Source organism: Saccharopolyspora galaxeae (assembly GCF_016526145.1).
Lineage (GTDB): Bacteria > Actinomycetota > Actinomycetes > Mycobacteriales > Pseudonocardiaceae > Saccharopolyspora_C > Saccharopolyspora_C galaxeae.
Genome location: NZ_JADDUE010000004.1, coordinates 12,910 through 36,530 on the forward strand (window position 1 = coordinate 12,910; position 23,621 = coordinate 36,530).

At 71.5% G+C, this 23,621-nt stretch carries 17 protein-coding genes; 9 read left to right on the forward strand and 8 right to left on the reverse strand.

Annotated elements, in window-relative coordinates:
- Positions 1-33: 33 nt before the first annotated feature.
- On the forward strand, positions 34-2,400 hold the full coding sequence (locus INP57_RS30300) for an ATP-binding protein (RefSeq protein ID WP_200069962.1): 2,367 nt from the start codon (positions 34-36) through the stop codon (positions 2,398-2,400).
- A 162-nt stretch (positions 2,401-2,562) separates the two neighbouring features.
- Positions 2,563-3,285, forward strand: coding sequence for a transglycosylase SLT domain-containing protein (locus INP57_RS10490; RefSeq protein WP_307850004.1), 723 nt, complete (start codon positions 2,563-2,565; stop codon positions 3,283-3,285).
- Here the strand turns inward: INP57_RS10490 and INP57_RS10495 are convergent.
- Positions 3,279-4,064, reverse strand: coding sequence for a FadR/GntR family transcriptional regulator (locus tag INP57_RS10495; protein ID WP_307850005.1), 786 nt, complete (start codon positions 4,062-4,064; stop codon positions 3,279-3,281). The genes INP57_RS10490 and INP57_RS10495 overlap by 7 nt on opposite strands.
- A gap of 163 nt (positions 4,065-4,227) precedes the next feature.
- Here INP57_RS10495 and INP57_RS10500 point away from each other — a divergent pair, with 163 nt between their 5' ends.
- Positions 4,228-5,634, forward strand: a complete 1,407-nt coding sequence (locus INP57_RS10500; protein ID WP_200069963.1) for a GntT/GntP/DsdX family permease — start codon at positions 4,228-4,230, stop codon at positions 5,632-5,634.
- A gap of 350 nt (positions 5,635-5,984) precedes the next feature.
- Positions 5,985-8,276 (forward strand): HelD family protein, encoded by a 2,292-nt coding sequence (locus INP57_RS10505; protein WP_200069964.1) that lies wholly within the window; start codon positions 5,985-5,987, stop codon positions 8,274-8,276.
- Here the strand turns inward: INP57_RS10505 and hxlB are convergent, their stop codons facing one another.
- The 4 genes from hxlB to INP57_RS10525 form a co-directional block, all read right to left on the reverse strand.
- Positions 8,277-8,828, reverse strand: coding sequence for a 6-phospho-3-hexuloisomerase (hxlB, locus tag INP57_RS10510; protein ID WP_200069965.1), 552 nt, complete (start codon positions 8,826-8,828; stop codon positions 8,277-8,279).
- Positions 8,825-9,457 (reverse strand): orotidine 5'-phosphate decarboxylase / HUMPS family protein, encoded by a 633-nt coding sequence (locus INP57_RS10515; RefSeq protein WP_200069966.1) that lies wholly within the window; start codon positions 9,455-9,457, stop codon positions 8,825-8,827. Before INP57_RS10515 ends, hxlB begins: the two co-directional genes overlap by 4 nt.
- Positions 9,458-9,651: 194 nt before the next feature.
- Entirely contained in the window at positions 9,652-10,644 is a 993-nt protein-coding gene (locus tag INP57_RS10520) for a sugar kinase (protein ID WP_200069967.1), read from the reverse strand.
- Positions 10,645-10,647: 3 nt separating this feature from the next.
- Positions 10,648-11,922: an MFS transporter gene (locus INP57_RS10525; protein ID WP_200069968.1), complete on the reverse strand. Its 1,275-nt coding sequence runs from the start codon at positions 11,920-11,922 to the stop codon at positions 10,648-10,650.
- Positions 11,923-12,124: 202 nt separating this feature from the next.
- Here INP57_RS10525 and INP57_RS10530 point away from each other — a divergent pair, with 202 nt between their 5' ends.
- Both INP57_RS10530 and INP57_RS10535 read left to right on the forward strand, forming a co-directional pair.
- Positions 12,125-12,955 carry an IclR family transcriptional regulator gene (locus INP57_RS10530; RefSeq protein ID WP_307850006.1) on the forward strand — a complete coding sequence of 277 codons (831 nt, stop codon included), beginning with the start codon at positions 12,125-12,127 and terminating at the stop codon, positions 12,953-12,955.
- A 5-nt stretch (positions 12,956-12,960) separates the two neighbouring features.
- Positions 12,961-13,611: a YdcF family protein gene (locus INP57_RS10535; RefSeq protein WP_445326512.1), complete on the forward strand. Its 651-nt coding sequence runs from the start codon at positions 12,961-12,963 to the stop codon at positions 13,609-13,611.
- On the opposite strand, the gene INP57_RS30305 is transcribed toward INP57_RS10535, so the two are convergent.
- The 3 genes from INP57_RS30305 to gltB all read right to left on the reverse strand — a co-directional run bounded on the left by INP57_RS30305 (position 13,496) and on the right by gltB (position 20,242).
- Entirely contained in the window at positions 13,496-13,735 is a 240-nt protein-coding gene (locus tag INP57_RS30305) for a Panacea domain-containing protein (protein ID WP_307850044.1), read from the reverse strand. The genes INP57_RS10535 and INP57_RS30305 overlap by 116 nt on opposite strands.
- A 464-nt stretch (positions 13,736-14,199) precedes the next feature.
- Positions 14,200-15,705: a glutamate synthase subunit beta gene (locus tag INP57_RS10545; RefSeq protein ID WP_200069970.1), complete on the reverse strand. Its 1,506-nt coding sequence runs from the start codon at positions 15,703-15,705 to the stop codon at positions 14,200-14,202.
- Positions 15,698-20,242, reverse strand: coding sequence for a glutamate synthase large subunit (gene gltB, locus INP57_RS10550; protein WP_200069971.1), 4,545 nt, complete (start codon positions 20,240-20,242; stop codon positions 15,698-15,700). Before gltB ends, INP57_RS10545 begins: the two co-directional genes overlap by 8 nt.
- Positions 20,243-20,830: 588 nt before the next feature.
- On the opposite strand from gltB, the gene INP57_RS10555 reads away from it, so the two are divergent.
- The 3 genes from INP57_RS10555 to INP57_RS10565 are packed head-to-tail and all read left to right on the forward strand — an operon-like array spanning position 20,831 to position 23,573.
- The gene (locus INP57_RS10555; RefSeq protein ID WP_200069972.1) at positions 20,831-21,784 is read left to right on the forward strand and encodes an ABC transporter substrate-binding protein; all 954 of its coding nucleotides are present in this window, start codon (positions 20,831-20,833) and stop codon (positions 21,782-21,784) included.
- Positions 21,785-21,789: 5 nt separating this feature from the next.
- The gene (locus tag INP57_RS10560; protein ID WP_374220935.1) at positions 21,790-22,806 is read left to right on the forward strand and encodes a FecCD family ABC transporter permease; all 1,017 of its coding nucleotides are present in this window, start codon (positions 21,790-21,792) and stop codon (positions 22,804-22,806) included.
- Entirely contained in the window at positions 22,803-23,573 is a 771-nt protein-coding gene (locus tag INP57_RS10565; RefSeq protein ID WP_200069973.1) for an ABC transporter ATP-binding protein, read from the forward strand. The genes INP57_RS10560 and INP57_RS10565 overlap by 4 nt, the downstream gene beginning before the upstream one ends.
- Positions 23,574-23,621 lie beyond the last annotated feature (48 nt).

The window sequence follows — 23,621 nt, forward strand, 5'->3', positions numbered from 1 at the left end:
TCCGGCGGCCTGGCGTCGGGTTACGCTCGGGTCGTGGTCTCCAGTGCGCGCGCGGCCCGCGTTCGCGAGCCAGCGGGCAACCTCCCGGTCGACGTGACGAGTTTCGTCGGCCGGCGCCACGAGATCACCCGCACCAAACGGCTGCTGGCCGAGTCGCGGCTGGTGACCCTCACCGGGCAGGGCGGGGTCGGCAAGACCCGGCTGGCGCTGCGGGTTGCGGCGGGCATGCGGCGCGCGTTCCGGGACAAGGCGTGGTGCGTGAGCCTGGAGGAGCTGCGCGACGGCTCGCTGCTGACCGAGGCCGTGATCGAGCAGCTCAACCTCGGCGGCCCGTCGGCGGGCAGCGACGTGGACACCGTGGTCGGGCATCTCAGGCACCGCGAGATGCTGCTGGTGCTGGACAACTGCGAGCACGTGATCGAGGACGCCGCGCTGTTCGTGGACGGGGTGATCCGCTGGTGCCCCGGGGTGCGGGTGCTGGCGACCAGCAGGCAGTCCCTCGGCGTCGCCGGGGAGGCCACGCTGGTGGTGCCGCCGCTGCAGGTGCCCGACCCGGACGATCCGCCGCCGCCGGAGTCCTACGAGCAGTTCTCCTCGGTGCGGCTGTTCCTGGACCGGGTGCGGGCGACGGTCCCGGACTTCGAGGTGGGCACCGACGCCGACGCGGACTCCGAACAGGGCGCGGGCGACGGCGCAACGCTCATGCGGCTGGTGGCCGAACTGGACGGCAATCCGCTGGCGATCGAGCTGGCCGCGGTGCGGCTGCGCTCGCTGTCGCTGCAGCAGCTCGAAGAGCGGCTCGTCGAGCGCTACAGCCTGCTGACCGAAGGCCGCCGCGGCGCCCCGGCGCGGCAGCAGAGCCTGCGCGCGCTGATCGACTGGAGCTGGGAGTTGTGCTCCGAGCAGGACCGGACGGCGTGGGCGCGGGTCTCGGTGTTCTCCGGCAGCTTCGGGCTGGAAGCCGCCGAGCACGTGGCCGCGGACGGGCTCAGCCGGGTCAACGTGCTCGGTGCGATGCACTCGCTGGTGGACCAGTCGGTGCTGGTGCGCGAGGAAGAGGCCGGGGAGGTTCGGTTCCGGTTGCTGCACGCGCTGCGGGACTACGGCGCCGAACGGCTCGCCGAGTCCGGTGAGCAGCGGCGCGTCCTGGTGCGCCACCAGGAGTGGTACGCGAGCGTGGCCGACCGGTTCAGCACCGACTGGCTCGGTCCGCACCAGGTTTCCTGGGTGCGGGAGCTGCGGCTGGACCTGAACAACCTGCGGATGGCGCTGGACACCGCGGTGCGCGACCCGGAGACCGCGCCGGCCGCGCTGCGGCTGGCCGCGCGGCTCGCGCCGTTCTGGGGCATCCGGGGACTCAACGGCGAGGCGCGGCATTGGCTGGAGATCGCGCTGGCCGAAGTTCCGGCGTCGACTCCGGACCGGGCGGGCGGGCTGCGCGCGAACGCCTGGTTCGCGCTGATGCAGGGCGACCCCGAGGCCGCGGACCCGCTGCTGGCGGAAGCCTCCGAGCTGGCCGAACGGCACGACGACGACCACGAGCGCGCCTACCTGGTGCTGATCTCGGGGATGTCGGCGTTCTTCCGCGGGAACCTTCCCGAGGCGGCGCGGCTGCTCGACGATGCGCTGCGCCGGTTCCGCGCGCTGGAGGCCCCCTACGGCGAGCTGTTCGGCCTGTTCGGGCTGGGCCTGGTCCGCGGCCTCAACGGGGAGCACGAGGACGGGTTGGCGCTGCTGCGGGAGTGCATCGAGGTGACCACCGGCCGCGGTGAGCTGTTCTGGCGTTCCTACGCGCTGTGGGCGACCTCCTACATCGAGGTGATGCGCGGGATCTCGGCCCGCGCGGAGACGGCGGCGAAGGAGGCGCTGCGGCTGCAGCGGCAGCTGGACAACCGGCTGGCCGGGGCGTTCGCGATCGACATCCTCGCCTGGATCGCGCACCGGCTGGGCCGCAACGAGCGCGCCGCGCGGCTGTTCGGCGCGGCCGCGGCGGTCTGGGACGCGGTGCGCGCCGCACCGGACTTCTACTCGACCTTCCAGGCCGGGCACAACGATCACGAACGCCGCACCCGCGAAGCGCTCGGCGACCGCACCTACCGGGAGTCGTTCGAGCGCGGCTACCGGATGGCGCCGGACGCGGCGATCGACTACGCGCTGGAGATCAAAAAGCCCGGTCGCGCGGTGCCGCAGGCGGAGCCGTCGGCCACCGCCCTGACCCGGCGGGAACGCGAGATCGCCGAGCTCGTCGCGCAGGGGCGCACGAACAAGGAGATCGCCGAGAGCCTGGTGATCGCGCAGCGCACCGTCGAAGGCCACGTGCAGCACATCCTGACCAAGCTGGACTTCTCCTCGCGCGCCCAGATCGCCAGCTGGCTCGCCGGGCACCGCCGCGAGAGCTGAGGCGGTCCGGCGAGTGGTTCACGGGCCGCTCAGGCGCGGCGCTGAGACACGAACCAGCGCGCACTCTCGGTGACAACGGTCCACGTACGCAACCAAAGTAGGTAGTTGCGTAGGTAGGAACCGCGATGTACGCGCACGGGGCGTGACGGACTGTGGGGTCTCGTGAGTTCCCCCGACCACACCCCCGAAATCTTCTGTCCCGACCAGACCCCCGAGCTACCCGAATCTCCGGCCACCGTGCGACGGCTGCGGGAGAAGGCGGCCACCGCCCTGCGCGAACTGTGGACCGCGTTCACCGGCACCGGCTCCGGCATCGGCCCGCACCGCTTGCCCCCGAGGGTGCGGACCGCGCAGATCGGTGCCGCCGCGGCCGCCACCGGCGTGCTCAGTGTCGTACTCGGCGCACAAGCCCCGTCCCCCGAGGCCGACACCGAATTCCACGCCGCCGCGCCCGAGGTGGCCGGGCACGTCCAGCCCGGACCGGTGCATCCCCCGAACGCCGGTTCCGGGCTGGGCGGCGTGCCCGCCGACCCGATCGACGGGTGGATCGCGCAGGCCACCGCAGTGCTGCAGGCGAACGGCGTGCCGCCGGAGAAGATCGACCCCGAGGCGCTGCGCACGATCATCCAGCACGAGTCCGGCGGCAACCCGGCCGCGGCGAACAACTGGGACTCGAACGCCTCCGCGGGCACCCCGTCGAAGGGCCTGATGCAGACCATCGAGCCCACGTTCCACTCGTTCGCGGTGCCCGGGCACCAGGACATCTGGAACCCGGTGGACAACATCGTGGCGGCCAGCCGCTACTCGATCGAGCGGTACGGATCGGTCTCCGAGGTTCCCGGCGTCACCGGTGTGCAGGGCGGCGGGTCGTACGAAGGCTACTGATCGGCCCTGGCCTGTTCGGCTGGTCCGCCGCGGGCTTCCTCGGCTGATCCGTCGCGGGCCTCCACGGCTGATCCGTCGCGGGCCTCCACGGCCGCGAGTTGTTCGAGAGTCCCTTCCAGCGCTTCGGCGACGAGCTCGCGCATCGCCCCCTCGGCCCGGTCGCGGTCGCCCGCCCGCACGCACTCGGCGATCTCGCAGTGCAGCCGGACCGCGACCGGCTCCGGGTGCGGCGGCATCAGGCCGTGCCCGGTGCGCCAGCGCAGCACCTCGGCGAACACGTCGCGCAGCTGCGCGAACATCTCGTTGCCGGAGGCCGACAGCACCAGCGCGTGGAACTCGACGTCCGCGGCCAGGAAGCTCTCCAGATCCCCGGAGCGGGCGGTGGCGACCATCCGCTCGGCCAGCCCGACCAGCTTCGCGGCGTCCTCGTCGCTCGCGCGCCGCGCGGCGATGCCCGCGGCCACCGGTTCCACGGCGGTGCGCAGTTCGACGAGGGTGCGCACCTGGCCGGTGCGGTCGCTGAGCAGCAGCCAGCGGATCAGCGCGGGGTCGAAGGTGTTCCACTCCTCGCGCGGGCGCACCACGATGCCGACCCGCTTGCGGCCGATGACCAGCCGGATCGACGCGAGCGTGCGCACCACTTCGCGGGCGACGCTGCGCGAGATGCCGAAGCGGGCCTCCAGCTCGTCGATGCGCAGCACGGTGCCCGGCGGGTGCTCGCCCGCGCTGATCTCGCGGCCGAGCACGTCGACCACCTGGCCATGCAGTCCGCCGTTCACGGGGCTCCTCCCGTTGTCGTCGGCGTCCAACCTAAGCGATCGGGGCCCGGTGACCTGGCTAACAGAGCCGACTTAATCGGTACATGTCGATAAAAAGTCATACTTAATGACTTCCGGCTCTTAGGCTGTGCCGCGCATCGAGCTCAGCGAGGAGCCACTACCCATGTCACTGAACCTCTCCCCCGCAGGCGCGGCCGTGCTCGCGCAGGCCCCCGCGGGCGCCTGGACCGGGCACGACACCCGCCTGCTGGCCGCCGCGCTGGCAGGCATCGGCGTAGTAGTCGTGCTGATCAGCTGGGTGAAGCTGCACCCGTTCCTGTCGCTGGCGTTGGGCGCGGCGACGCTCGGCGTGGTCGCCGGGATGCCCTTCACCGACCTCGTGGACACCTTCACCGGCGGGCTCGGCGACACCGTCGGCGACGTCGGACTGCTGGTGGCACTGGGCGCGATGCTCGGCAAGCTGCTCACCGACACCGGCGGGGCCGAGCAGATCGTGGAAACGGTGCTGGCCCGCACCACCCGGCGCAGCCTGCCGTGGGCGATGGTGTTCATCGCCGCGCTGCTGGGCCTGCCGATGTTCTTCGAGGTCGGCGTGGTGCTGCTGGTGCCGGTCGTGGTGATGGTCGCGGCCCGCTCCGAGCAGCCGATGCTGCGCATCGGCATCCCAGCGCTGGCCGGGCTGTCCATCCTGCACGGCCTGGTCCCGCCGCACCCCGGCCCGCTGGCCGCGGTGGACGCGCTGGGCGTGGACATGGGCGTGACGCTGGCGCTGGGCGTCCTGGTGGCCATCCCGACCGCGATCGTCGGCGGACCGCTGTTCGGCTCGTTCATCGCAAAGCGGGTGGAACTGCCGCCGGCGAGCGCGCTGCTGGGCAAGACTCCGGAGCGGGAGGAAAGCGGCAGGCGGCCCGGTTTCGCGCTGTCGGTGGCGATGCTGCTGCTGCCGGTCGTGCTGATGCTGTGCAAATCGGTCGCCGACCTGTGGCTGACCGAGGGCACCGCGCTGTACTCGGTGCTGGACACCGTCGGCACCCCGGTCGTGGCGCTGATGCTGACCGTGCTGATCGCGATGTGCACGCTCGGGCCGCGCGCCGGGCTCGGCCGCACCGAGCTGTCCGGCATCGCGGGCGGCGCGCTGCCTTCGATCGCCGGGATCATCCTCATCGTCGGGGCAGGCGGCGGGTTCAAGGAGACCCTGGTCGAGTCCGGCGTGAACAAGATGATCACGGACGTGGCCGCGGGCGCGCACTTCTCGCCGCTGCTGCTGGCCTGGCTGATCGCGGTCGGCATCCGGGTCGCGACCGGTTCGGCCACCGTGGCCACGATCTCCGCGGCGGGCATGGTCGCTCCGCTGATCGCCGGGATGGACCCGGTGCAGGGGGCGCTGGTGGCGCTGGCCGTCGGCTCCGGCTCGCTGTTCTTCTCGCACCTCAACGACGCCGGGTTCTGGCTGGTCAAGGAGTACTTCGGGATGAGCGTCGGACAGACGCTCAAGACCTGGTCGGCGCTGGAGACGATCCTGTCGGTCGTTTCGTTCGCGGTGATCTGGCTGCTGCACCTGGTGCTCTGAAAATGTCTCGGATTCGGTTTGCGGAGCGGGTCGGGTAGCGGAACCTCAGACGCCTTCCGGCTCCGGGATCTCTTCCTTGAGTAGCTCCGGCGGCTGAGCTTTCCTCGCCAGCAGACGTCTGAGAACCCGCCGGTGGTCCGGCTGAGTCCTGCGGCATCCCGCAAGCGGCTGGCGCCGCTCATGCAGCGGACTCGAGCGGACCGGGGCGGCCACCTGCGGCCGGTATGATGGATGGTCGGACTCGTGCGGGGCGCCGCGGTGGGCGCCCCGGCATCCGACATCTCCGGCACCGGAAATCGCCGGTGCCCGGGGGTCCGGCACATCACGGCTGAGCACAAGGTGGAGCCAAGTTGTCCAACGCCCGAGCCGATCGGGAACCCGAAGCCCGCACCGACGATCTGGCCGCCGAGCAGGCGTACGTCTCGACGCTCTACGACAAGCTCGACGAACTCCGGCGGGACGCCACGAAACGGCTGACCGAGACGCTGCGCCAGACCGGCGGCACGCCGCAGGCCCGCACCGAGCGGGACATCTCCACCACGATGTACACCGAGAAGCTGACCCAGCTCAGCGCCGTGGAACACGGCCTGTGCTTCGGGCGGCTGGACCTCGACAGCGGGGAGACCTTCCACATCGGCAGGCTCGGCCTGTTCGACGAGCAGCGCGAGTACGAACCGCTGCTGATCGACTGGCGCGCCCCGGCGGCCCGCCCGTTCTACCTGGCCACCGCGGCCGCGCGGGAGGACGTGTGGCGGCGGCGGCACCTGCGCAGCCGGTGGCGCACCGTGGTCGACCTGGAGGACGAGATCCTCGACCTGGACGCCGCCGAGCAGGGCAGCGACCTCGGGCTGGCCGGTGAGGCCACGCTGCTGGCCGCGCTGGACGCGCGCCGCACCGGGCAGATGGGCGACATCGTCGCCACCATCCAGGCCGAGCAGGACCGGATCATCCGCGCGCCGATGAACGGGGCGCTGGTGGTGCAGGGCGGACCCGGCACCGGCAAGACGGCGGTGGCGCTGCACCGCGCGGCGTTCCTGCTCTACACCTACCGCGAGCAGCTGACCAAGCGCGGCGTGCTGGTGGTGGGGCCGAACTCCACGTTCCTGCGCTACATCGGGCAGGTGCTGCCGTCGCTGGGCGAGACCGGGGTGCTGCTGTCCACGCCGGGCGAGCTGTTCCCCGGCATTCCGGCGACCGGCTCGGACAGCGCCGAGGCCGCCGAGATCAAGGGCCGGGCGGCGATGGTGCAGGTGCTCACCGCCGCCGTGCGGGACCGCCAGCAGGCGCCGAAGGACTACGTCGAGGTGATCTTCGACCGGGAGCCGTTGCGGATCGACCGGCGCAGCGTCGCCCAGGCCCGCACCAAGGCCCGGCGCTCCCGCAAGCCGCACAACCACGCGCGCAAGATCTTCCGCACCGAGCTGATCTCGGCGCTTACCACGCAGGTCGCCGATCGGCTGGGGCGCGACCTGCTGGAGCGCCGGGACCTCGACGACATCGGCGCGGAGCTGCGCGCGGACACCGAGGTCGGCAAGGTTCTCGACGACCTGTGGCCGCAGCTCGGCCCGCAGGAGGTGCTGGACGAGCTGTTCAGCGACCGCAAGCGGCTGAATACCGCGGCCCGCAAGCACCTGCCCGAACCGGAGCGCGAGCTGCTGCTGCGGGAGCCGGGCGCACCGTGGACAGCGGCGGACGTGTCGCTGCTGGACGAGCTCGCGGAGCTGCTCGGCGAGGACGACACCAAGGCGCGCGAGGAGCAGGAGCGCCAGCAGCGCGAGGAACTGGCCTACGCCCAGGGCGTGCTGCACATCATGGAGCAGGACGAGGAGATCGCCGACGAGGAGCGGCTGCGCGTCTCCGACGTGCTGGACGCGGAGCTGCTGGCCGAGCGCCAGCAGACGCGCAGCGACCTCACCGCGGCCCAGCGCGCGGCCGAGGACCGCACGTGGACGTTCGGGCACGTCATCGTCGACGAGGCGCAGGAGCTCTCGGCGATGACCTGGCGGGTGCTGATGCGCCGCTGCCCGAGCCGGTCGATGACGCTGGTCGGCGACATCGCGCAGACCGGGGCGCTGGGTGGTGCGGCATCGTGGCACGAGGTGCTCTCGCCGTACGTGGGCGAGCGCTGGCGGCTCGCGGAGTTGACGGTGAACTACCGGACTCCGGCCGAGATCATGGGCGTGGCCGCCGAACTGTTGTCCACAATGGACGTCGAGCTGGCGGCACCGACCTCGGTGCGCACCAGCGGGCACGAGCCGTGGGCGAAGCAGGTGCCGCAAGCCGAGCTGGCGACCGAAGTTCCCGAGCTGGTCGATTCGGAACTGTCCCGGATCGACGGCACGCTCGCGGTGCTGGTCCCGCCGCAGCACCTGGAGCAGGTGGGCGCGGGAGTGGCCGAGCGGGTGCCGGACGCCGTCGTCGGCACGCAGCCCGAAGGCGTGGAGTCGCGCGTGGTGGTGCTTACCGTGCAGCAGTCCAAGGGACTGGAGTTCGACTCGGTGCTGCTGGTCGACCCGGAAGGCGTGTTGGCGGAGTCCGCCCGCGGCACCAGCGATCTCTACGTGGGCCTCACCCGCGCCACGCAGCGGCTCGGGGTCGTGCACACCGGCGAGCTGCCCGACGTCCTGTCCGGTTTGGACTGATCACTCGGTCTTGACGTGCGCGGCTTTTGCCGCGTCGTTGCCGATTTCTCGCAGCTGGGCCAATCGCAGGCACACCGCGTCGAAGACGAGGTGCACGCACTGGTCGAACAGGCTGGACAGCGGTTGCACGGATGCGGCTTCGCCTTCGCGGCGGTGCTTCGTGGCGGCGGGCACGTGCAGCACGTCGTCGGCGGTCGTGCCGAGTTCGGCGGCGGGATCGGTGGTCACCGCGAGCACTTTCCCGCTTGCGCGGCGGCATTCCTGCGCGGCGCGCACGGTTCCTGCGGTGCTGCCGGAACCGGAGACGGCGATCAGCGTGTCGCCCTCGGCCATCGCAGGTGCCGTGGTCTCGCCGACGACGTGCACCTGGAGTCCCAAGTGGACCAGGCGCATTGCGAAGGCATCGGCCATGAAACCGGATCGGCCCGCGCCTGCGACGAACACGCGGCCCGCTGCGTCGAGCGCGGCGGCGGTGCGTTCGACGTCGTCGCGGTCGACTCGGTCGAGCACTCCGCCGATTTCGGTGCTGATCACGTTCAGCAGGTCGTTCACCCGGACTCTCCTCTCACCACTGTGGACATATCGGCGGCCGCACCGGCCGGATCGGCGGCCGCGGTGATCGCCGAGCCGACGATCACGCGCAGGCCGGGGTTGCTCCCGCGCAGCCGGGTCACGTCGTCCCTGGTCAAGCCACCCGCCAGGGCGATCCGGCGACCGCGGGTCCACTCCCCCAGCGCGTCGGCGGCCGCGTGCCCGACCTGTTGGGCATCTTTGCCGATGTGCGGGGCGAACACGACTTCGGCGGGCAGGTCGCGCAGCAGCTCGTCCCGGCGCCGCCCGGAAACCGCGAGCAGGTCGAGCACGGCCTCGGCCCCGGCGTCCCGCGCCAGCTCGACGCAGCGGTGCACGGTGGCGTCGGTGGTCGCGGCCAGCACTGTCGCCGCTCGAGCGCCGTGGTCGAACGCCATCCCGAACTCGGTTGCCGCGTCGTCGGCGGTTTTCAAGTCCGCCAGCACCGGTGTTCCCGCGGCCGCACCGACCACTTCGGACACGCTGCGCATCCCGTAGCGCTTGATCAGCGAGGTGCCGACCTCGATCCAATCGGCGTGCGCGCGGACCTGGTCGGCGAGCCGGACGGCGCGATCCAGGTCGATGCGGTCCAGCGCCACTTGTAGCTGCACGGTGCTCGTTCTCCTTGTGCTGCGCGGGTTTCAGGCGTGCGCGCGGAGCGCGTCTTCGAGGTGCGTTCACGGTGATTTTCGGTCTTTGTCTTGTCAGCGGCGCAGCCGCTGAGCAGCGACCACGCAAGCAACCGGCACCGCCGCGGGTTCTCAGCGGCTTCCTCGCGAGGACAGCGATTTCGCCGCGTAGGGTGCTACGTCAGAAATCGATCCCGCAGCGAGGAAGTCGCTGAGGTTCCGCCACCGGCACCGCTACGCAACTCACCCTGAAGGGATTCCTCAAGAGTCTTCCTAGTGGGCAGACCGTCCATGTCGCCTTCGCTCGTGGTGGCCAGCGCACCTACCGCGCAGGCTCGGCGCAGTGCAGCCTCGTCGTTTTCCCCGTCGAGGCGGGCACTGATGAAACCGGCGGCGAAGCCGTCACCGGCGCCGACGGTGTCGACCACCTCGACCGGGAAAGCCGTTGCGTGGCAGGTGGTTTCACCGGTGTGCAACGAAGCGCCGTCCGCGCCGAGCTTGACGACCACTGTGGACGCGCCGAGATCCAGGCAACGCGCGGCGACACCTTCCGGAGTGGCATCACCGAACAGCGCCTTCCCCTCGGCGAGGCCGGGCAGCACCCAGTCGGCCAGCGCGGCGAGTTCGGTCAGCACCGCCCGCATCTCCGCCCGGTCCGGCCACAACGCGGGCCGCAGGTTCGGGTCGAACGAGACGGTCGCCCCGCAACGGCGCGCGGCGGCCACCGCCTCGAAGGTGAACCGGCGGGTTTCTTCCGACAGCGCCGGGAAAATCCCGGTGACGTGCAGATGCCGGGCGGCACCGACCACCGCCTCCGCCGCGGCGGACCAACGGTGCCGGGAAGCCGCCGAACCGCGGCGGAAGTACACGACCTCCGGATCACCGGCGCGGACCCGGCTCTTGAGCTGGAAACCGGTCGGCGCGGACGGGTCGGTGGTCAATCCGCCGATCCCTTCGGCAGCGAAGACCCGCTGCGCGCGGGCTCCGAACGGGTCGTCGCCGACCGCACCCAGGTATCGCACCCGGTGCCCGAGCCGAGACAGCCCGACCGCGACGTTCATCTCCGCACCGGCCAGCCGCGCGGTGTAGCGGTCCACCTCCGGCAGGCTGCCGACCTCGGCGGCGACGAACATCGCCATCACCTCGCCGAAGGTCACCACGTCGCTCATCGGCTACGCGCTCCCGGTCTCGTAGGAACCGCGCCGCACCAGCGGAATCAACAGCGCTGACAAGACCATTGTGGACGCCATCAGCACGAACGAGGCCGCGGTTGCGCCGGTCGCGTCGTTGAGCCAGCCCACCAGGTAGGTGCCGATGAACCCGCCGAACGAGCCGGCGGTGTTCACGCAGCCCACACCCGCACCCGCGAAATTCTTCGGCAACGACTCCGAAACATAGGCGAAGTACGGGCCGTACGGCGCGTACATGGCGCCTCCGGCCAGGATGAGCAATCCGAAAGCGAGCCAGAAGTTCTGCGGACCGGCCACATAGGACAGGTAGAACGCGACGCCGCCGAAGAGCAGCCACGGCCACACGAACCGCGGCCTGCTGCCCGCGCGGTCGGAGGCGCGCGAGTTCAGCACCATCAGCAGCGCGGCCACGCCGAACGGGATCGCCGAGAGCAGCCCGCTCATCCCGATCCCCTCGCCGGTGCCCGCCGCGACGATGCTCGGCAGCCAGAACACCAGCCCGTACACGCCGATGCTCCACAGCAGGTACTGGATCGACAGCAGCACCACCGGCCGCGACCGGATCGCCTCGGCGAACGTCCCCGCCGCCGTGGTCTGCTGTCGCTCACCGTCCAGCGCGTCGATGACGGCGCGCTTCTCGGCACCGCCCAGCCACTTCGCCTCGCTCGGGTGGTCCGAGACCAGCGCGCGGAACACGAAGGCCCACAGCACGGCAGGCAGGCCCTCGATGATGAACATCTCCCGCCAGCTGGTCAGCTCCACCAGATAACCGGACACCGCGTTGAGCCACATCACCGTGACCGGGTTGCCCAGGATGAGGATCGCGTTGGCGCTGCCGCGCTCGCCCTTGGTGAACCAGCGCGCCAGGAACACCACCATCGCGGGCAGCACGGCCGCTTCCACCGAGCCGAGCAGGAACCGCACCACCAGCAGCGCGATCCCGCTGTGCAGCAAGCCTTGCGCGGCGGCGAGCACGCCCCAGGCCAAGGTGCACCAGAAGATCAGGTTCCGGACGCTGCGGCGCTCCGCGTAGAGCGTGCCGGGGATCTGGAACAGGCAGTACCCGAGGAAGAACGAGGCGCCGATCAGCGAGGACATCGCGCCGGACAGCGCCAGGTCCTCCTTGAGCCCGCCCGCGACGCCGATCGAGAAGTTCGACCGGTCCAGGTAGGCCAGCGAGTAGGTCACGAACGCCACGGGCAGCAGCCGCAGCCACCGCTGCCGCCCGAGTTCGGCCGGAGCCGGGGTCGTCGTCACGGCGAACTCCTTTGTGCGCCAACTGTGCTGTTTACCGCAGCTATTTACCGCAGTCGTTTACCGCAGCCGTTTACCGCTATGCGGGAAGCTATTCGATATTGCGGAAAGACTAGAGAACGTGGGACAACCGGGTCAACATCGGGCCGATACGATCCGGGCGAGGACGCGCCGGGGAACGCGCGCGGTGAGTTAGGGGGATGACGTGCCCGCCTCGGCTGAGAACTCCGCTGCGGACGGCCCACGTGACGAGCGGCCACGCGACGAACGCAGACGTGGCGACACGGCCGGCAGCGACATGGTGGGCAAAGCCCTGCGGCTGCTGGTGCTGCTCGGCGACGCCCCGAAGGGCATCACGCTGTCCGAGCTCGCGCGGCAGGCCGGTTACCCGGTGAGCACCACGCACCGGCTGCTGAACTCCATCGCCCGCGAGGAGTTCGCCGTGCTCGACGAGGACCGGCGCTGGAGCCTGGGCCTGCGGATGTTCGAGCTGGGCCAGCGGGTGCTGCACGCGCGGGGTTTCGCCGAGACCGCCACGCCGGTGCTGCGCCGGATCACCGCCGAGACCGGCGAGTCGGCGCTGATGTCCGTGCTGGACGGGCACGACCAGCTCTACGTGCACTTCGTGGAGGGCACCCAGCAGGTGCAGATCACCGGCGAACCGGGCAGGCGCGGCCCGCTGCACTGCACCTCGATGGGCAAGTGCCTGATCGCGTTCGCGCCGCAGCAGGTGCGGGAAGCGCTGCTGGCCGAGCTCGAACTGCCCGCTCTGGGCCCGCGCACCATCACCGACCGCGCCGCGTTCCGCGCCGAGATCGAACAGGTGCGCCGCGACGGCTACGCCACCGCCGAGGAGGAGCACGAGGCGGGCATCATCGCCATCGGCGTGCCGGTACTCGGCCCCGGCGGCACGGCGACCGCCGCGCTTTCCACCGCCGCCCCCGCTTTCCGCAGCTCGCTGGAAGCGATGCGCGAGCACCTGGAACCGCTGCGCCGCGCCGCCCGCGAGCTCGCGATCACGCTGCCGGGGCGGTGAACGCCGTGCTGCCGCCGGAATTGCGGGACGACGTCCGAACGCTGTGGGACTACCACGACCTGGGTCACGAGCTGCGCCGGTGCGATGTGGGGGTCGGGCTCGGCGGTCACGACCTCGGCGTTGCCACGCACACCGCGGAGTTGTTCCACGCCGGGTGGTTTCCGCGGATCGTGTTCACCGGCGCGAACGCGCCGACGACGGTCGAGCGCTTCCCGCGCGGCGAGGCGGTGCACTTCCGCGCGCACGCGCTGGAGCTCGGCGTGCCGGATTCGGCCGTGCTGCTGGAAACGCGGGCCACGAACACCGGGGAGAACATCACCAACACCAGAGATCTGCTTGCCGCGCAGGGGATTTCCGCGCGCGAGGTCATGCTGGTCTCGCGGCCGTACCAGCAGCGCCGCGCGTACGCGACCGCGAAGAAGCTGTGGCCGGAGGCCGAATTCGTCTGCTCCGCGCGGCCGTTGCCGGTGGACGAGTACGTCGCGGACATCGGCGACCCGGACCGCGTGATCAACATGCTGGTCGGCGACACCCAGCGGATCACCCGCTACGCGGAACTCGGCTTCGCGACTCCGCAGGAGGTCCCCACCGAGGTCCGCGCCGCCTACGACCGGCTGGTGGCGGCCGGGTACACCAGCCGGGCGCTGCCGGAGTGAGGTCCGGCACCACCGGGCCGTTCGCCCACGCCTGCACCGGCTCGTCGAACAACGGCCGTTCGTCCCACACCAGATGCCACGCTTGGCTGTAGTAGACGAGCTTTTGCAGCTTCATCGCCGTCATCGGGCCGCGCCGGTGCAAGATGTACGCGGCCACATCCTTCGCGTTCGCCACCGCTGCCCCCTTCCGTCCGCGAAGCCATGGTGCCAGGCCGCACCGACGATTCGTGCGGAGATGATCAGACGCAGTCGGCGAGTCACCCGAAAAGGGAGCAACACCCGCAGACCGGCAACGAGGGCCGGAGGGTTCGCCGGTGCGGTGGATCCGCGGCCGCGGTCGGCACGCGGCTGCCTCACGTGCGGATGCCGTCGATGACGATGGTCAGCAGCCGATCGGCCTCGGCCGCCGGTTCGGCGGCGTGGCTGTCGCTGATCGCGGTGTCCGACATCGGCGCCTGCCGGACTTCTACGCCGCGCACGAGATGTCGAACGTCTTCGACGCCGACGCCCGGCCGGAACGGGTGCGGGAACTCGGCCTGCCCACCACCGGGTTCGCGGAGTGGGCAGCGCGGAACATGCGGTGAGGGCTCACACCGTCGCCAGCGGCAGGGCCGTCGGGTGCACCGGCGCGGGCAGGTCGGAGGCGCCGGTGAGGTGGGCGTCCACGGCCTGCGCCACCGAACGGCCCTCCGCGATCGCCCACACCACCAGCGACGCGCCCCGGTGCGCGTCGCCGCAGACGAACACGTCCGGCGCGGTGGTCTCCCAGTTCGAGCCGCAGCCGATGCTGCCGCGCGGGGACAGTTCGATGCCGAGCCCGTCCAGCAGTGGCATGTGCTCGACGCCCTCGAACCCGATCGCCAGCAGCGCCAGGTCGCAAGGGTGCTCCTCGGCGGTTTCCGCGACCGGCACGACCTGCCTCCTGCCGTCGGCGTCGCGCTCGACGCGGACCTCGCGCAGCCGCACCGCGCGCACGTCGCCGTGCTCGTCGCCGACGAATTCCTCGACGGCCACGGCGAATCTGCGCTCCCCCGCTTCTTCGTGCGCGGGGTAGGTGCGCAGGATGTACGGCCAGGTCGGCCACGGCGAGACGTCGTCGTCGCGGGTTTCCGGCGGCTGCGGGTACTGGTCGAGCTGGGTGACGCTCAGCGCGCCTTGGCGGGTCGCGGTGCCGTAGCAGTCGGCGCCGGTGTCACCGCCGCCGATGACGACGACGTGCTTGCCGTGCGCGGAGATCGGCGTGGGGCCGTCGCCTTCGCGTTCCTTGTTCGCCGGGACCAGGTGGTCCATGGCCAGGTGCACCCCGCCCAACTGCCTGCCCGGCACGGTCCGGTCGTCGCGGCCGCGCAGCGCGCCGACCGCGAGCACCACCGCGTCGTGGCCGGCGCGCAGTTGCTCGACGGTCAGGTCCGCACCTACCTCGCAGCCGGTGACGAACCTGGTGCCTTCCGCGCGCATCTGCGCCAACCGCCGGTCCAGCGCGGACTTCTCCATCTTGAACTCGGGGATGCCGTAGCGGAGCAGGCCGCCGATGCGGTCGTCGCGCTCGTAGACGGTCACCTCGTGCCCGGCGCGGGTGAGCTGCTGCGCTGCGGCCAGCCCGGCGGGGCCGGAGCCGACGACGGCGACCCGGTCGCCGGTCTGCTCCTGCGCGAGCTGCGGGTGCACGTAGTCGTTCTCCCAGCCGACCTCGGCGATGGTCTCCTCGATCCGCTTGATCGCGACCGCGCCACCCGCGTCCGGCGAGATCGCCAGCACGCAGGCGGATTCGCACGGGGCGGGGCACAACTTGCCGGTGAACTCCGGGAAGTTGTTGGTGGCGTGCAGCCGGTCGCTCGCCTGCTCCCACTTGCCGCGGCGGACCTGGTCGTTCCACTCCGGGATGAGGTTGCCCAGCGGGCAACCCGCCGAGCCGGAGTGGCAGAACGGGATCCCGCAGTCCATGCAGCGCGCGGCCTGCGCGGACACCTGCTCATCGCGGTCCGATGTGGACAGTGCCGCGTAGACCTCGCGCCAGTCGCCGAGGCGGTCCTCGTAGGACCGCTTGGGCGCGTCGGCGCGGGAGTACTTCAGGAAGCCCTTGGGGTCAGCCACGGGACGCCTCCATGATCGCCTCGTCGATGTCGCGGCCTTCGGAACGGGCCAGCCGCATGGCCTCCAGCACCCGCGCGTAGTCCCGCGGCATGATCTTGGTGAACGCCGCGGAGCGCCGCGTCCAGTCGCCCAGCAGCGACGCGGCGACCGCGGAACCGGTCAGCTCGTGGTGGCGGCGCACGATCCCGTGCAGCCACCGCAGGTCCTCGCCGCTGGGCCGGTGCAGGTCGACCATGGCGGTGTTCGCCCGCACCGGGTCCAGGTCCAGCACGTAACCGATGCCGCCGGACATGCCCGCGGCCACGTTGCGGCCGGTCGTGCCGAGCACCACCGCGCGCCCGCCGGTCATGTACTCGAAGGCGTGATCACCGGCGCCTTCGGCGACCAGGTCGGCGCCGGAGTTGCGCACCGCGAACCGCTCCCCGACCTGCCCGCGCAGGAACACCTCGCCGGAGGTTGCGCCGTAGCCGACGACGTTGCCCGCGATCACTTGGTCCGCCGCTGCGAACGCGGCGTCCCGGTGCGGGCGCACCACCACGCGACCGCCGGAGAGGCCCTTGGCGACGTAGTCGTTCGCGTCGCCGACCATTTCCAGCGTCACGCCCGGCGGCAGGAACGCGCCGAGCGACTGGCCCGCCGAACCCTCCAGCTGCACGTGGATCGTGTCGTCCGGCAGTCCTTCGCCGCCGTAGCGGCGGGTGACCTCGGCGCCGAGCAGCGTGCCCACGGTGCGGTTGACGTTGCGCACCGGCAGTTGCAGCCGCACCGGGTGGGCGTCCTCCAGCGACGCCTCGGCCAGCTGGATCAGCGTGCGGTCCAGGGCGTGATCGAGTCCGTGGTCCTGCTCGCGGGTCTGGTGGCGCACCGGCGAGTACGGCGTCTCCGGCTCGGCGAACACCGGCGAGAGGTCCAGCCCGGCGGTCTTCCAGTGCTGCACGGCCTCTTCCGTGCGCAGCACGCCGACCTGCCCGATCGCCTCGCGCAGGCTGCGGAAGCCGAGTTCGGCGAGGTATTCGCGGACTTCTTCGGCGACGAACTCGAAGAAGTTCACCACGTGCTCGACCTGGCCGGTGTAGCGCTTGCGCAGCTGCGGGTTCTGGGTGGCCACGCCCACCGGGCAGGTGTCGAGGTGGCACACGCGCATCATCACGCAGCCCTCGACGACCAGCGGGGCGGTCGCGAAGCCGTACTCCTCGGCGCCCAGCAGCGCACCGATGAGCACGTCCCTGCCGGTTTTCATGCCGCCGTCGACCTGCACCGCGATCCGGTCGCGCAGGCCGTTGAGCAGCAGCGTCTGCTGCGTCTCGGCCAGCCCCAGCTCCCACGGCGTGCCCGCGTGCTTGAGCGAGGTCAGCGGTGCCGCACCGGTGCCGCCGTCGTGCCCGGAGATCAGCACCACGTCCGCGTGCGCCTTGCTCACGCCCGCCGCGACGGTGCCGACGCCGACCGAGCTGACCAGCTTCACGTGCACCCGCGCCTGCTCGTTGGCGTTCTTCAGGTCGTGGATCAGCTGCGCCAGGTCCTCGATCGAATAGATGTCGTGGTGCGGCGGCGGCGAGATCAGCCCGACGCCGGGCGTGGAGTGCCGCGTCTTCGCGATCCACGGGTAGACCTTGTGCGCAGGCAGCTGGCCGCCCTCGCCGGGCTTGGCGCCCTGCGCCATCTTGATCTGGATGTCGGTGCCGTTGACCAGGTATTCGCTGGTGACCCCGAAGCGGCCGGAGGCGACCTGCTTGATGCCGGAGCGCCGTTCGGGGTCGTGCAGCCGGTCGGCGTCCTCACCGCCTTCGCCGGAGTTGGAGCGGCCGCCGATCCGGTTCATCGCGATCGCCAGGGTCTCGTGCGCCTCGGCGGAGATCGCGCCGTAGCTCATGCCGCCGGTCGCGAACCGCTTCATGATCTCCGAAGCGGGTTCGACCTCGTCGACGGATATCGGCTCCCGGTCGCCGCGCAGCTCGAACAGCCCGCGCAGCGTGCCGCCCTCGCGGGCCAGCCGGTCGCACTCGGCGGTGTAGCGGCGGTACGCCTCGATCTTGCGGGTCTTGGTGGCGTGCTGGAGCAGGAACACCATCTCGGGGCTGAACAGGTGCAGCTCGCCCTCGCGGCGGTAGGAGTACTCGCCGCCGACCTCCAGCCGCCGGTGCACCCGCTCGGTCGGGTTTTCCGGGTAGGCGCGGCGGTGCCGCTGCGCGACCTCCTCGGCCAGCACGTCCAGTTCGGCGCCGCCGAGCTTCGCGCCGGTTCCGGTGAAGTACTCGTCCACCAGCCGCTTCGACAAACCGACGGTCTCGAAGATCTGCGCGGCGGTGTAGGCGCCGACGGTCGAGATGCCCATCTTGGACATCACCTTCAGCACGCCCTTGACCAGTGCTTGCACGTAGTTGCGGATCGCCACCCGCGGCCGGAGCCCGCTGATCTGGCCGCCGGAGATCATGTCCTCGATCGTCTCGAACGCCAGGTACGGGTTGACCGCGGCGGCGCCGTAACCCAGCAGCGCGGCGATGTGGTGCACCTCGCGGGCATCGCCGCTTTCCACCACCAGCGCCACCTGCAGCCGCTCCTTGGTGCGCACCAGGTGGTGGTGCACCGCGGAAACCAGCAGCAGCGACGGGATCGGCGCCATCCGGTGATCGGAGTCGCGGTCCGAAAGCACTAGTACCCGGGCGCCCGCTCGAATCGCCTCGGAGGCGTCCTGGCGGACCCCTTCGATGGCCTCTGCCAGCGCCTCGCCCCCGCCGTCGACCTCGTAGAGCCCGGAGAGCACGGCAGAGCCGAACCCGGGCAGGTCGCCGTCGGAGTTGATGTGGATGAGCTTGGCCAGCTCGTCGTTGTCGATCACCGGGGTCGGCAGCACGACGTGCCTGCACGAGGAAGCGGCCGGTTCCAGCAGGTTCTGCTCCGGGCCCATCACGCGCGCCACCGAAGTCACGATCTCCTCCCGGATCGCATCCAGCGGCGGGTTCGTGACCTGCGCGAAGTGCTGCACGAAGTAGTCGTAGAGCAGCCGCGAGCGCTGCGAGAACGCCGCGGACGGGGTGTCCGAGCCCATCGATCCCAGCGGTTCGGCGCCGCCGGAGGCCATCGGGGCCAGCAGCATCGCCAGCTCTTCCTCGGTGTAGCCGAACGCGAGCTGGCGGCGCACCACCGACTCGTGGCTGTGCACCACGTGCTCCCGGTCCGGCAGCTCGCCGAGGTTGATCTGGCCGGCGTGCAGCCACTCGCCGTAGGCGTGCCCCGCGGACAGTTCCGCCTTGACCTCGTCGTCATCGACGAGCCGGCCCTGCTCGGTGTCGATCAGGAACATCCGGCCCGGCTGCAACCGGCCCTTGGCCACGACGTCGCTCGGGTCGATGTCGAGCACGCCGGACTCGCTGGCCAGCACCACCCGGTCGCCGGCGGTGCGCCACCAGCGCGCCGGGCGCAGGCCGTTGCGGTCCAGCACCGCGCCGACCAGCGAACCGTCGGTGAAGGTGACGCAGGCCGGGCCGTCCCACGGCTCCATCAGGCCCGCGTGGAACCGGTAGAACGCCTTGCGCTTCGGGTCCATCTCGGCGTGGTTCTCCCACGCCTCCGGGATCATCATCAGCACCGAGTGCGGCAGGCTCCGCCCGCCCAGGTGCAGCAGCTCCAGCACCTCGTCGAACGACGCCGAGTCCGAGCCGTCCTCGGCGCAGATCGGGTACAACCGGGACAGGTCGCCGGGGATCAGGTCGGATTCCAGCAGCGCCTCGCGGGAGCGCATCCGGTTGCGGTTGCCGCGAATCGTGTTGATCTCGCCGTTGTGCGCCATGTAGCGGAACGGGTGCGCCAGCGGCCACGACGGGAACGTGTTCGTGGAGAACCGGCTGTGCACCAGGGCGATGGCGGTGCGCAGCCGCTCGTCGACGAGGTCGGGGAAGAACAGCGGCAGCTGCTCGGTGGTCAGCATCCCCTTATAGATCAAGGTGCGCGCCGACAGCGACGCGAAGTACAGCTCTCGCCCATCCCGCTCCGACTCCCGCTCGGCTCGTTTGCGCAGGCAGAACGCCCGGCGGTCCAGTTCCAGACCGGCCTCCCCGTCCGGGCCGGCGACCAGCAGCATCGCGAAGTGCGGCATGCATCCGCGCGCCGTCACGCCCACCTCGGCGCCGTCCGGGTCGGTCGGCACGTCCCGCCAGCCGAGCACGGTCAGGCCCTCCTCGGCAGCGATGCGTTCGGTCGACTCGACCGCCCGGCGGCGCTGCCCGGCGTCGGCGGGCAGGAACGCGATGCCCGCTGCGTAGCGGGACCGGCCGGCGGCATCCGGCTCAGGCAGGTCGAACTCGCTGCGCAGCAGTTCGTCCGGCAGCTGCAGCAGCAGCCCGGCGCCGTCACCGCTGGTGGGTTCGGCACCGGCCGCGCCGCGGTGGTCCAGGTTCCGCAGGGCGGTCAGCGCGTCGGCCACGATGCCGTGCGAACTCCGCCCCTGGACGTCGGCCACCATGGCCACGCCGCAGGAATCGTGTTCGGCAGCGGGGTCGTAGAGCCCCTGGGTGGCGGGAATGGCAGAGAAGACCACTGCGCAAACCTCCCTCGTCGATGTGCTGGGATGCGCCGCGCTGGGGCGGTTTCTCCCTGGGCACGGGACGACGCTGGCCCGCGTGTGCTGTCCGGCATCGGACTCTGCTCGTCCGGCGCTGGGTCGTCCGGCGCTGGACTGGGGGATTCCCGTCACCGGACGGGAATTCGGCGGAACCGGTCAGCGGCACCGGCTCGCCGAGAGGAGTCATCGGCGACCCGGTCCATGCGCGCTATCGGTGCGCCGGTCGCAACACCGGCACCGGTCGCTGTGCGGACGCGCCCATCACCCGCGGAAACTTCACCTGAGCAACGAAACCGCTGGGCAGGAACGCTCTGACGGCCTTTCGCCGGACCGTGACGGCCACGATACCGACAAGCCGCACCGCTAGTCAGCTCGCGGCGAAGTGAAAATTCCGACGTCGCGGCGCGTTCCTCAGCGGCTTCGCAGCGGCGATGATCGGTGCGGCACGACCGGTCGGGCCTGGCAGCGCGCGGGGAGCTGGTATCTTTCCTGCTCGCCGACGCTCGCGGCTGCGAAACCGGCGCGTGCCGTCGAGAACGTCCGCAGAGAGCAAGGAACAACGTGATGTCCGGGTTCCGCCGCCCCCCGTCGTTGCTGCTGACCGTGCTCGTGCTGCTGCTCGGTGCCACGGCGTGCGCCACCCGCACGCCCTCGCCCGCGCCCGCCGCGCCCGTCGAGGACCCCGCCGCGGCGTTTCCCGCGCAGATCCGGATGGCCGGGCAGGAACCGGTGACGCTGCCGCAGCAGCCCAAGCACATCGTGTCGCTGAGCCCCACCGCGACCGAGTCGCTCTACGCGGTCGGCGCGGGCGAGCAGGTCGCCGCCGTCGACCAGTTCTCGGACTTCCCGGCGCGCACACCGCGCACCGACCTCAACGGCCTGACCAGCGACGCAGCCGCGGTCGCCACCCGCAACCCGGACCTGGTGATCGCTCCGGAAGGCGCGGACAAGCTCGTCGAGGGACTGCGTGCGCTGGAGGTTCCGGTGCTGGTCACGCCGACTCCCGCCGGGCTGGACGAGGCGTACGGCCAGATCGAGACGCTGGGGCAGGCCACCGGGCACGGCAGGCAGGCCCGCGAGGTCACCGACCGGATGCGCGCGGACATCGCGGAGATCGTCGCGAAGACGCCGAAACCGCCGACGCCGCTGAGCTACTACCACGAGGTCAGCCCGGACTTCTACAGCGCGACCTCGCAGAGCTTCGTCGGCGGCCTCTACGGGCTGTTCGGCCTGCGCAACATCGCCGACGAGGGCGTACCGGCCGGTGCGAAGTTCCCGCAGCTCGCGCAGGAGCGCATCCTGCAGGCCGACCCGGACCTGATCTTCCTGGCGGACACCAAGTGCTGCGGAACCACACCGGAATCCGCGGGTGAGCGGCCCGGCTGGGACACGCTCACCGCCGTGCGCGAGCAGCGGGTCGTCGCGCTGGACGACAACGTCGCAGGCCGGTGGGGGCCGCGAGTGGTCGACCTGGTGCGCCGGATCAGCGAGTCCGTGACCCGCGCGCAGCAGCCCTGAGCGAGTTGCGCCGCACTCGGCTGCGCCCGCTCCCGCTGCTGGCGGGAGTGGCGGCGCTGCTGCTGGCGCTGCTGGCGTCGGTGCTGCTCGGCGCCGCCGACCTCGGCTGGCAGCGGGTGCTGGCGGAGATCGGCGCACAACTGTCCGGCGGGCATTCCCCGCTGTCCGAACGGGAAGCCGCGATCCTCTGGCAGCTGCGGGTGCCGCGGGCGGTGCTGGGTGCGCTGGTGGGGGCGGCGCTGGCGGTCTCCGGTGCGGCGTTCCAAGGCGTGTTCCGCAATCCGCTCGCCGATCCTTACCTGCTCGGGGCGGCAGGCGGCGCCGGGCTCGCGGTGACGATCGTGATCACCCTGCTGCCGCAGGCCGGTTCGGTGCCCGGCGTGGCGCAGGCGGCCGCGTTCGCCGGAGCGCTGGGCGGAGTCGCGGTGACCTGGCTGGTGGGGCGCTCGGCGGGGAACGACGCGGCGACGCTGGTGCTCGCCGGGGTCGCGGTCGGCGCGTTCCTCACCGCCGGGCAGACGTTCGTGCAGCAGCTGCGGCTGGAGAGCCTGCAACAGGTCTACCTGTGGATCTTGGGCAGGTTGAGCACGACCGGCTGGCGGGACGTGCTGCTGGTGCTGCCGTTGCTGATCGTCTCGGGCGCCGTGCTGTGCGCGTGCGCGCGGCTGCTGGACGTGCTGGGAGTCGGCGACGAGGAAGCGGCCTCGCTGGGCGTGCACCCGGGCCGGGCGCGGGCGCTGGTGCTGCTGGCCGCGTCGCTGGCCACGGCCGCGGCCGTTTCGGTGGCCGGGCTGATCGGCTTCGTGGGGCTCGTGGTGCCGCACCTGGTGCGGCTGGCCGCCGGTGGCGGCAACCGCGTCGTGGTGCCGTTGTCGTTGCTGTTCGGCGGAGCTTTCCTGGTGCTGGCGGACATGCTCGCGCGCACCGTGCTCGCCCCGGCGGAACTGCCGATCGGGGTGGTCACGGCGTTCACCGGGGCACCGTTCTTCGCCGTGCTGCTGCACCGGGGCAGGCGGATATGAGCCTGCAGGTGCGCGAGCTCAGCGCCGGGTACCGGCGGCGCAACGTGCTCTCGGACGTTTCCGCGCAGGTGCGGCAGGGCGGCTGGCTCGGAGTGATCGGGCCGAACGGCTCCGGCAAGTCCACGCTGCTCAAGGCCGCGGCCGGCCTGCTCCCGCACACCGGCGACGTGCTGACCGGCGAGCGATCGCTGCGCGGCCGCGGGCGGCGCGAGCGCGCGCGGCTGCTGGCTTACGCGCCGCAGACACCGCAGCTGCCGCTGGGGCTGACCGTGACGGACTACGTGCTGCTCGGGCGCACCCCGCACCTCGGCCCGCTGGGCCGGGAAGGCCGCGCGGACCTGGAACTCGTCGACGAGGTGCTGGCGCGGCTGGACCTGGCTCCGCTCGCGGCGCGGCAGCTGACCACGCTGTCCGGCGGGGAGCGCCAGCGGGCCGTGCTCGGGCGGGCGCTGGCGCAGCGCGCGGGCGTGCTGCTGCTGGACGAGCCCACCACCGGGCTGGACGTCGGGCACGCTCAAGCGCTGCTGGACCTGGTGGACGAGCTGCGCCGCGAACTGGGCACGACGGTCGTCAGCACGCTGCACGACCTGACCATCGCCGGGCAGTACGCCGAACACCTGGTGCTGCTCGCGGACGGGCGCGTCGCGGCGCGCGGCACGCCCGGTGCGGTGCTGACGCCGGAGGTGCTCACCGAGCACTACGACGCGCGGATCCGGGTGCTGGAAGCGCCCGACGGTTCACCCGTGATCGCGCCCGCGCGGGGATGAGGAAGCCCCTGTTGCGGGCACGGTCACTGCCGCCGACAAGGCGAGGAT